At 68.9% G+C, this 315-nt stretch carries 1 pseudogene; it reads left to right on the forward strand.

The annotated features are described in order from the left end of the window. A pseudogene (locus I0Q12_RS23600) lies at nt 1-315 on the forward strand (transposase); the annotation flags it as partial.

The raw sequence follows: 315 nt of genomic DNA on the forward strand, positions 1-315 counted from the left end.
GAACGCCCGGATGGGTTGGTGTCGGATTTTCGGGGCTTCACCTACGACGACCGCGGCCTCGGCATCACACTCGCCCGCCTCCAGAAGGAAGGCCAGTTCCTGCACCGCAAGGCCGCCCGGCTGCGCCGGCTCGCCGAGAACGCCTCGCCCCGGGTGCGGGCGGAGCTGGAGGCGAAAATCGCGGTCCTCGAGGACCATCGCACCGCGATCGGTGCCAAACGCGGGAAGATCAACCGAGAGCTCGCGTTTCATTTCGCCCGCCAGATCGCCGACTACGCCGCTGCGGCGGAGGCGACGGTGATCGCGGTGGAGGAC

Origin of the sequence: Rhodococcus sp. CX (genome assembly GCF_015865005.1) — a bacterium.
Lineage (GTDB): Bacteria > Actinomycetota > Actinomycetes > Mycobacteriales > Mycobacteriaceae > Rhodococcus.